Genomic DNA, 9,926 nt, shown 5'->3' with positions numbered 1-9,926 from the left:
CATGGCATGGCCTGCGCACCGTTGGGACCGTCGCCCCACTGCCGCCCCACATAGTCGCGCGCAAACTGCCACGCCACGCGACCGCTGCGCGATCCACGTTCCAACGCCCACACCAGCGCGTGCGAACGCGCGGCTTCGATGTCTGCGTCGGACAAGCCGTAGTGGTGCAACCACTGCCGCACCACCGCCCAATACTGGTCTTGGCTGAAGGGGTAAAAACTCACCCACAGCCCAAAGCGCTCCGACAGCGAGATTTTCTCCTCCACCGCTTCGCCCGGGTGGATTTCGCCTTGCGGATCGTGCACGACCTGCAGGTTTTCCCGATGGTATTCGGGCAACAGGTGGCGCCGGTTGCTGGTGGCGTAGATCAGCACGTTAGGGCTGGTGGCTGCCACCGAGCCATCCAGCGTCGACTTGAGCGCTTTGTAGCCGGACTCCCCGTCGTCGAAACTGAGGTCATCGCAAAAAACGATGAAGCGCTCGGGCCGCTCGGCCACCGCTTCGACGATGTCGGGCAGATCGACGAGGTCGGCCTTGTCCACCTCGATCAGGCGCAGTCCCAGGCTGGCGTAAGCATTTAAGCAGGCTTTGATCAGCGAGCTCTTGCCGGTGCCACGCGCGCCGGTCAGCAGCACGTTGTTGGCCGGCAGCCCGCGCACGAAGCGTTCGGTGTTGCGCTGAATCTTGGCCTTCTGGTCGTCGATTTCCCGCAAATCCTCCAGCCGGATGGGCGACACGTATCGCACGGGCTCCAGCATGCCGTGCGCGCCACGCTTGCGGTAGCGAAATGCGATCGACGCGCTCCAGTCCGGCACGCCCAGCGGCTGCGGCACGATGGCCTCCAGGCGCGCCAACAGCGCTTCGGCGCGCGCCAATACCCGTTCGAAGCGCTCGTTCATACCTTCAGCTGCGGTAGTCGGCGTTGATGCTGACGTAGTCGTGGCTGAGGTCGCAGGTCCACACCGTCTCGCTGGCAGCGCCGCGCCCCAGGTTGACGCGCACCGTGATTTCGCTTTGCCGCATCACGCGCGCCCCGTCTTCCTCGCGGTACGCCGGGTGACGCCCACCGCGCGTGACCACGTGCACGTCGTCCAGGTACAGCTCGATGCGGCTTTGGTCCAGATCGTCGATGCCGGCATAGCCCACCGCCGCCAAAATGCGCCCCAGGTTCGGGTCGCTGGCAAAGAAGGCAGTCTTGACCAGCGGCGAGTGCGCGATGGCGTAGGCGGCCTTCAGGCATTCGTCGGCGTCGCGGCCGCCGTCCACCTGGATGGTGATGAACTTGGTCGCGCCTTCGCCGTCGCGCACAATGGCGTGGGCCAGCGTACGCGCCACTTCGGTCAGCGCCGCCAACAGAGCCTGCCCCGCTGGGCTGTCCAGTGTGTTCACCGGCGCGTGAACCGCGCGCCCGGTGGCGATGACGATGAACGAGTCGTTGGTGGAGGTGTCCCCATCGACCGTGATGCGGTTGAACGACGCATCTGCCACGCGCCGCGCCAGCTCCGGCATCAGGGCCGGGGCCACCGCGGCATCGGTGGCCACAAAGCCCAGCATTGTGGCCATGTTGGGCCGGATCATGCCCGCGCCCTTGGCGATGCCGGTCACCGTCACCGGCACGCCGTCGATGGCGAAGCGGCGGCTGGCGGCCTTGGGCACGGTGTCGGTGGTCATGATGGCCTCGGCGGCACTGAGCCAGTGCGTGCCGTCGTCCGCGGCGTCGGCCAGCGCCGCGGGCAGCCCGTCGACGATGCGCTGCACCGGCAGCGGCTCCATGATGACACCGGTGGAAAAGGGCAGGATTTCCTGCGGCGCCACGTCGAGCTTTTGCGCCAGCGCGATGCACACGGTGCGCGCATCGATGAGCCCCTGCTCGCCGGTACCAGCGTTGGCGCAACCGGTGTTGATGACCAGCGCGCGCGTGCCGACCCCTGCGGCCAGATGCTCGCGGCACAGCTGAACCGGCGCGGCGCAGTAGCGGTTGCGGGTAAATACCCCGCCTACGGCGGCACCGGGTGCCAGCAACAGCACGGTCAGGTCCTTGCGACCGACCTTGCGGATGCCGGCCTGCGCCACACCCAGCCGCACACCGGCGACGGGCAGCAGTTGGTTGGGGGTGGGGGCGCTCCAGTTGACGGCCATGGGGCGGTTCTCCAGGTGGCTGAAAGGGCAGTTTAGGTGAGCTTGCCGTGGCAGTGCTTGTACTTCTTGCCGCTGCCGCACGGGCAAGGATCGTTGCGGCCCACGCGCGGCACCGGTGCTGCCGCCGGGCGACTCAGCAGCCCCTGGTCGGCGGTGGTCTCGGCCTCGCCGGTTTCGGTGGGCGCGGTGTAGGTCACGTTGCTCAGGCGCTCGGCGTCTTGCTCTAGGCGCTGCGCAGCGCTGCTGACCTGCTCGGGGTTTTGCACCTGCACGCGCATCAGGATGCGGGTGACCTCGTCGCGCACCGCATCCAGCATTTGCGCAAACAGCTCGAACGCCTCGCGCTTGTACTCCTGCTTGGGCTGCTTTTGCGCGTAGCCGCGCAGATGAATACCCTGGCGCAGATAATCCAGCGCCGCCAGATGCTCGCGCCAGTGGCTGTCCAGCGTCTGCAGCAGAACCACCCGCTCGAACGAACGAAACGCCTCGGCTCCGGCCAGCGCCACCTTGGCCTGGTAGGCCTCATGCGCGGCCTGCACCACGCGCCGCACGATGTCCTCGTCGTCCATGGCCTCGGCGCGCTGCAGCTCGCCCACCAGGTCCAGTGTCAGCCCAAACTCGTCGGCCAGCGCCTGCTGCAGGCCAGGCACTTCCCACTGCTCTTCGACGCTGCCCGCAGGCACGTAGCGACGCACGAAGTCGGTCAGCGCGCCCTCACGCAGCGCTGTCACCTGGGCGGTGAGGTCGTTGGCGTCGATGATGTCGTTGCGCTGCTGGTAGATGACCTTGCGCTGGTCGTTGGCGACGTCATCGTATTCCAGCAGCTGCTTGCGGATGTCGAAATTGCGCGCCTCGACCTTGCGCTGCGCACTTTCGATGCTGCGAGTGACGATGCCGGCTTCGATCGCCTCGCCTTCGGGCATCTTCAGGCGCTCCATGATGGCGCGCACGCGCTCGCCCGCAAAGATACGCATCAGCGGGTCATCCAGCGACAGATAAAAGCGCGAGGAACCCGGGTCACCCTGGCGGCCGGCGCGGCCACGCAGTTGGTTGTCGATGCGGCGGCTCTCGTGCCGCTCGGTGCCGATGATGCGCAGCCCACCCAGCGCCTTGACCTTTTCGTGGTCGGCCTGCCACTGCGCGCTGATCTGCTCGATGCGCTGGCGCTTGGCGGCCTCATCCAGCGACGCGTCAGCCTCCACCGCCGCGATCATCTTCTCCAGATTGCCACCGAGCACGATGTCGGTGCCGCGCCCAGCCATGTTGGTGGCGATGGTGATGGCGCCGGGCCGGCCGGCCTGAGCAATGATCTCGGCCTCACGCGCGTGCTGCTTGGCGTTGAGCACCTGGTGCGGCAGGCCCTCACGCTGCAGCAGCTGCGAAATGATCTCGGAATTTTCGATCGACGAGGTGCCCACCAGCACCGGTTGGCCGCGCTCGTGGCATTCGCGGATATCGGCCATGACGGCGCGGTACTTCTCGGCGGTGGTTTTGTAGACGCGATCCTGCTCGTCGCGGCGCTGGCTGGGTTTGTTGGGCGGAATCACCACCGTCTCCAGCCCATAGATTTCTTGGAACTCGTACGCCTCGGTATCGGCGGTGCCGGTCATGCCGGCCAGCTTGCCATACAGGCGGAAGTAATTCTGGAACGTAATCGAGGCCAGCGTCTGGTTCTCGGGCTGGATGGGCACGCCTTCCTTAGCCTCCACCGCCTGGTGCAGCCCATCGCTCCAGCGCCGCCCCACCATCAGGCGGCCGGTGAATTCGTCGACGATGACCACCTCGCCGTTTTGCACCACGTAGTGCTGGTCGCGGTGGTACAGGTGCTCGGCCTTGAGCGCCGTCACCAGGTGGTGCAGCAGCGTGATGTTGGCCGGGTCGTACAGCGACGCCCCCTCGGGCAGCAGCCCGGCGCGCGTCAGCAGCTCCTCGGCGCGCTCGTGCCCCTGCTCGGTCAGGTGAATCTGGTGCGACTTCTCATCCACCGTAAAGTCGCCCGGCTTGATGACGCCCTCGCCGGTGCGCGGGTCGGCCTCACCCTCCTGGCGCGTCAGGTGCGGCACCAGCTTGCGCATCTTGCGGTACAGCTCGGTGTGGTCTTCGGCCTGCCCGCTAATGATCAGCGGCGTGCGCGCCTCATCGATCAGGATCGAGTCCACCTCATCGACAATGGCGTAGTGCAGAGCGCGCTGCACGCGGTCGCGCGCCTCGTACACCATGTTGTCGCGCAGGTAGTCAAAGCCGTACTCGTTGTTGGTGCCGTAGGTGATGTCGGCGGCGTAGGCGGCCTGCTTTTGCTCACGCGACATCAAGGGCAGGTTGACCCCCACGCTCAGCCCCAGCCAGTGGTAGAGCTTGCCCATCCACTCGGCGTCGCGGTTAGCCAGATAGTCGTTGACGGTGACAACATGCACACCGCGACCGGTGAGGGCGTTGAGGTACACCGGCAGCGTGGCCGTCAGCGTCTTGCCTTCGCCGGTGCGCATTTCGGCGATCTTGCCTTGGTGCAAGGCGATGCCGCCCATCAGCTGCACGTCAAAGTGGCGCATCTTCATGACGCGCTTGCTGGCCTCGCGCACGGTGGCAAAGGCCTCGGGCAGCAACGCGTCGAGCGATTCGCCGTTAGCCAGCCGCTGGCGGAACTCGGCCGTCTTGGCCTGCAGTTGCTCATCGCTTAAGGCGGCAAAGGTGGGCTCGAGCGCGTTGATGCGCTCCACCGTCTTGCGGTAGCTCTTGAGCAGCCGGTCGTTGCGGCTGCCGAAAATCTTGGTCAGGAAAGGAATGGCCATACGAACCCCGCCGCGCCCCGGGGTGCGGAACACGGCTCGACGAAAACCGGAAGCAGGCTGCCCCCGCTCGACGGAGCCCAGGCCAGCCTGCAGCGAAAGGCGATGGCCGCAGCGTGCGGTCACCGGCTCGGTGCGGGCATTGTAGCCCTGCGGCACGACGACCCCTGTGCCGGTCCCGGCACCAGCCCGGCCCGGCGGGCACCAACACACCGGGCGCTCCACCGCGCCAGCGCGGCAACCGGTGCGCCCGTCCCTCAGCGCCGCGGCGCACCCCCGTGGCCCTGCACCCGCACCTGCAGCGTCTGCACCCCGGCACCGGCGGCACGGGCAGCGGCCAACAGCACCGGGGCCAGCTGCCGCACCTTGGCCGCCACCGCCGGAGAGGCCGCCAGCAGGCACCAGGTCTCGTCCTCCAGTGGTCCGGCCTGCACCTGGTCACGCAACAGCGGCGGCAGATGCGCAACGACGCGCCGCAGCAGCCGCTGCGACGCCCAAGCCCGCTCGGCCACGTCGGCCAGCACCGGATGGGCGCGCACCGCCTGCTGCAGGGTCACGATGGACGAAGGCATTGTCCAATCATAAACCGCCTGGCACCAACCGCAACAGGCGTCCATGGGGAGCGTCGGTCAGCACATACAGCCAGCCATCCGGCCCCTGGCGCACATCGCGGATACGCTCGCGCAGTTCGGTCAGCAAGCGGTGCTCACGCACCACGCGCGCCCCGTCCAGCTCCAGCCGCACCAGATGCTGCCCGCGCAGCGCCCCGATGAACAGGTTGCCGCGCCACGCCGGACCATAGCGGTCACTGGTCACAAACGCCATCCCCGAGGGCGCGATCGATGGCGTCCAGTGGTACAGCGGCGGCACCATGCCCGGCTTGTGCGTGCCTTCGCCGATCGGGCCGCCACCATACTGCTCGCCAAAGGTCACCACCGGCCAGCCGTAGTTGCCGCCGCGCTCGGGCCGGTTGATCTCGTCGCCACCCTGCGGGCCGTGTTCATGGATCCACAGCCGCCCATCCGGCCCCCACGCCGCCCCCTGGGGATTGCGGTGGCCGTAACTCCAGATTTCCGGCCGGGCGTCGGCGCGCCCCACGAATGGGTTGTCCGGCGGCACCGCGCCATCCTTGGTGATGCGCACCACCTTGCCGTGGTGGTTGTCCAGCGTCTGCGCGTCGGCCATGCGGTGGTAGCGCTCGCCCAGCGTCAGATAAAGCGTGCCGTCCGGTGCCTCGACGATGCGGCAGCCGAAGTGCAGCCGACTGGCCACGCGCGGCTGCTGGCGAAAAATCACCCGCACCTGCTGCAGTCGGCTGGCGTCGGCCGACAGCACCCCGCGCGCCAGCGCCGTGGAGTTGCCGCGCCCCAGGGCGTCCGGCTCGGTATAGCAAACATACAGCGTGCGGTTGCGCGCAAAGTCACTGTCCAGCACCAAGTCCAGCAGCCCGCCCTGCCCCACGGCGTCCACGACAGGCACACCGGCCAGCGGCGGCTGCACGGTGCCGTCGGGCAGCACACGCCGCAGGCGCCCAGGCCGCTCCGTCACCAAAAACGTCCCATCCGGCAAAAACGCCACCGCCCACGGGTGCTCCAACCCCGCGGCCACGATGTGGGCGCGCAGCGACACCGCGTCAACGGCAGCGGGCCACACCAGCGCCCACCACAGCCCCACTGCGGCGCTGGCCGCCCGCAGCCACCGGGAGAGACACCATCTTTGCCCCATGGTCAAAGCGTCAACGATCTGGCGCGACGTGTCAAGCGTGCCCCTACGCGGGCACCCAACCGGCCATCGACCGTTCGCCCATCGGCTCGGTATATGCCGCGTTTCGGGCGTGATGCATCAAAACGTCATCCACTCTGGATGGCTCCCCCCTCACGACATCCCAGCACCACACCCCAAAGCCGCCGCGGGCATTGACCGCCCGCACCCAGGCATCCAGCGCCATGCGCTTGGCGCGGTTTTGCTCCGAGTCCTCGCCCTTGATTTCCAACACCAGATGCTTGCCGTTGGTCAGCCGGATCAGGTAGTCCGGCACAAACTTGCGCCGACTGCCCCGCCACAGGTAATGAATCTGGAAGCCCAGATGGTCGTTCTTGGCGTAGGCGACCACTTCGCTGCATTGTTCCAGCCGCGCCGTCGTGTAGTGCTCCCACGTGCTGTCGGCCACGGCATGGCTGATTTGCGACTTGGTGGTCTCCACACAGGGCTTGGTGGTGTACCAGGTCCGCATCCACCGGGTCGATCCCAGCGGAAACTCCGGGTCGAACACCGGCTCTAGCCGCTGCACATTCTGCTGCTGGATGTGCGCGACGACGTGGCCGACGACGGTGTCGATGGCGAGCGCCAGCAGGATGCGCTTGCGCAACGGATCCTGATGGAACAGCGTTGGAATCTCGATCCGGTCGGAATGAAAAAACTGTTCGGTCAGCCGCACGAGCTGCTGGATCAGCAAGCCGCGGCTACCCGTAAACCCATGCTCCAACGCATGCAATGCCTTTTGCGCCGCCCGAAACAGCAGGCGCTGCAGCCGGAATGCCTCGGGCAGCGCCGCAAGGTCGATGGATACGGCCTTGGACAAGTCAGCCGCACCGCCCAGGGCAGGGGCCACATCGGCGCTGACATGAATCTGGGCGGGGTCGATCCTGAGCTTGGGCATCCGCGACCAATCCAGCGTGAGTTCCGGGCGCACAACCACGTCCACCCGCAGGACATTCGGCCAGCTGATTTCCAGCGCAGCGCGCTCGGCCAGCGATTCCACTTGCGTACTCGGTTTTGGCGGCGGTGGGGCCTCGCCGCCACCCTCGACGTCCTGAAACACCGACAACGGAACGCCAAAGACATTGACGTACTCGGGCCGCAATAGCGCGCGGCTGCGACCGTCGGGGCAGACGACCACTTCGGTGTCGTAGGAGACGCGGCGCAGGCCCCGGCCGATCACCTGCTCGCACAGCAACTGGCTGGTAAAGGCGCGCAGACCCATGATGTGCGTGACGTTCTTGGCGTCCCAGCCTTCGGAAAGCATGGCCACCGAGATCACGTTTTGCAAATCCTGACCCGCGGTGCCGTACTTGCCGACGTTATCGACGATGGCTCGCAGCAGTTCGCCATCCTTCATCGCGCGCAAGGGCCCCTTGCGCGACTCGGGGATGCGGGCCGCCTCAACGATGCTGTCCAGCACCGCCCGGTAGGCCTTGCCGCCATCCGCGTCCTCGCCCCTTTCGGCCTTATCCAGCACCTTGGAGTCCACGCGCAAGGTGCGCTCAGGGGCATGGAGCTCCGGCCAGTGGGCCTGACCCTGGCGGAAGTGGTGCTCGATGCGCGCCGCCGTCTCGGTGCGGTTGCACACGGTCAACATCACCGGTGGCGACGGATGGCCAGCCTCGCGCCAGGCTTGCAGGGTCTCCCGCCAGTCGGCGCCCAGCAAGGTGTAGGCCTCCTGCACCAGCTGCGGCAGCGCCTCGTGGGGCTCGGCACCGCGTCGGTTCAGGTCCTCGGCAACCTCCGGCTCGCGGTAGAGGTGATAAAGCTTGCTGCGATAGGTCTGGGCCGCATTTTTCAAGGCACTTGGCAGGGCGTTGTCGCGGATGACCACGCGCGGGGTTTTCACCAGACCGGCCTCGATGGCGTCATTGAGTCCGAAATCCGAAACGACCCACGCAAACAGCGCCGCCTCTGTGCTGGCCTTGCCCGTGGGGGCAAAGGGCGTGGCCGACAGGTCAAAACAGCGGCCAATCCGGCGCATCCGGTGAATGCGGTCCAGCCCCTCGATCCAGCGCGTGGCCTCATCCAGATCGAGACCCAGCGCCTCGGCCTCCTTCCGGCTGATCTTGACCTCGGCCGGCTTGCGGTAGGCGTGGTGCGCCTCGTCATTGATGACGACGATGTCTTTGTGCAGCGACAACGGACCCAGCACGCGGCGCACGTAGGCCTCGTCGCTTTCTGCGCCCTTTTTCACCACTGAGCGTTCCGGCGCCTTCAGCGGCATCAGGCCGTGCCAGTTCTCGATCCGCAGCACCGCCTGGTTGAGCTTCTGCCGCATTGCCTCATTGGGGCACAGACTGAAGGCGTCATAGCTGTTCTGCGGATGCCCAGGCAGCAAGACCTGCAGCCGCTCCTTCACCGTCAGGCCCGGTGCCACGATGAAAATGGCGCGAGAGAAATCCTTGTTGCGCTTGGGGTAGGTCAGAGCGTTCAGTACTTGCCAGGTGATGATCATCGCCATCACCGTGGTCTTGCCGCTGCCGGTGGCCATCTTGTTGCACAACCGCTCGAACGGACCACCGTCGCCGGGGATGGCAATGCCCTGCTTGAACTCCGGCAGCGCCTCCACGTGCCAGATCAGCGTCTCGATCGCCTCCAGCTGGCAGAAATACAGCGCGTGCAGCCGCTTGGCCTCGGGGTCGCGCCAGTGCTCCAGCAGCGCACGCGTCACCGCGGTCACCCCGGGGTAGTTGGCTGCGCGCCAGGTATCTACGCGCTCGCGAATGCGGTTGACGAGTTCGAGCTCGACGCTGCGAACCGTGTTGTTGCGGGTATCGAAAATTTCGTAGCCGGCGGGACGGCGACCCGGGACCAGTTCCAGTCGGCTGTCGCTGGCGCGCCGCCAGTGGTGGGTAGGCCGCTCAAAGGGGGAATTGATGATGAGGGACCGGGGCGGGCTCACGTTTGCGTCTCCGTAGCGGTGTACGCCTGGTCGGGCCGGTTGAGGGCGGCGGCGTAGCGCAGACGCAACAGCCCCTGCTCCACCATCGGCATGAGGTAGCGACTGCGCAGACCGTCAGGATGACGATGCAGCAATTCGCCCAGTTCTGCGGCCGTCAGATACCGGCCCCTGCACAAGGCGATGATCGTGCCGCGAACTTGGTCAGGGGCGGCCCGCGCTTTTGCCGCGATGTCCGCGGCGATGGCTTGCAGCTGGCGCCATTCCTGCGGGGGCGCCCTGTGTATGGAGTCTCCCGCGTTGTGTATGGAGTCTCCCGCGTTGTGTATGGAGTCTCC

General features: G+C 66.8%; 6 protein-coding genes and 1 pseudogene. All 7 read right to left on the bottom strand.

All coding sequences use genetic code 11. The features are described from left to right. A partial coding sequence (locus V7Z54_RS06355; protein WP_334135214.1) for an ATP-binding protein occupies nt 1-899 on the bottom strand: 899 nt, incomplete at its 3' end. 4 nt (nt 900-903) lie between these two features. Next, nucleotides 904-2,139 carry a bifunctional glutamate N-acetyltransferase/amino-acid acetyltransferase ArgJ gene (gene argJ, locus V7Z54_RS06350; RefSeq protein ID WP_334135212.1) on the bottom strand — a complete coding sequence of 412 codons (1,236 nt, stop codon included), beginning with the start codon at nt 2,137-2,139 and terminating at the stop codon, nt 904-906. 32 nt (nt 2,140-2,171) lie between these two features. Next, nucleotides 2,172-4,928 carry a preprotein translocase subunit SecA gene (gene secA, locus V7Z54_RS06345; RefSeq protein WP_334135210.1) on the bottom strand — a complete coding sequence of 919 codons (2,757 nt, stop codon included), beginning with the start codon at nt 4,926-4,928 and terminating at the stop codon, nt 2,172-2,174. A gap of 254 nt (nt 4,929-5,182) precedes the next feature. Beyond that, entirely contained in the window at nt 5,183-5,497 is a 315-nt protein-coding gene (locus V7Z54_RS06340; protein WP_334135209.1) for a DciA family protein, read from the bottom strand. A 7-nt stretch (nt 5,498-5,504) separates the two neighbouring features. Beyond that, nucleotides 5,505-6,650, bottom strand: a complete 1,146-nt coding sequence (locus tag V7Z54_RS06335) for a PQQ-dependent sugar dehydrogenase (RefSeq protein ID WP_334135208.1) — start codon at nt 6,648-6,650, stop codon at nt 5,505-5,507. A gap of 43 nt (nt 6,651-6,693) precedes the next feature. Next, nucleotides 6,694-9,591, bottom strand: a complete 2,898-nt coding sequence (locus V7Z54_RS06330; protein ID WP_443082440.1) for a BPTD_3080 family restriction endonuclease — start codon at nt 9,589-9,591, stop codon at nt 6,694-6,696. Beyond that, nucleotides 9,588-9,926: pseudogene (locus V7Z54_RS06325) on the bottom strand (hypothetical protein); the annotation flags it as partial. The pseudogene V7Z54_RS06325 and the gene V7Z54_RS06330, both read right to left, overlap by 4 nt.

This window comes from Tepidimonas sp. (assembly GCF_036824975.1).
Lineage (GTDB): Bacteria > Pseudomonadota > Gammaproteobacteria > Burkholderiales > Burkholderiaceae_C > Tepidimonas.
This window is presented reverse-complemented; position numbering and strand designations above follow the sequence as displayed.

Coding starts and splice junctions, on each gene's coding strand:
- argJ (WP_334135212.1), bottom strand. CDS start 2,139: ATGGCCGTCAACTGGAGCGCCCCCACCCCCAACCAACTGCTGCCCGTC.
- secA (WP_334135210.1), bottom strand. CDS start 4,928: ATGGCCATTCCTTTCCTGACCAAGATTTTCGGCAGCCGCAACGACCGG.
- V7Z54_RS06335 (WP_334135208.1), bottom strand. CDS start 6,650: ATGGGGCAAAGATGGTGTCTCTCCCGGTGGCTGCGGGCGGCCAGCGCC.
- V7Z54_RS06340 (WP_334135209.1), bottom strand. CDS start 5,497: ATGCCTTCGTCCATCGTGACCCTGCAGCAGGCGGTGCGCGCCCATCCG.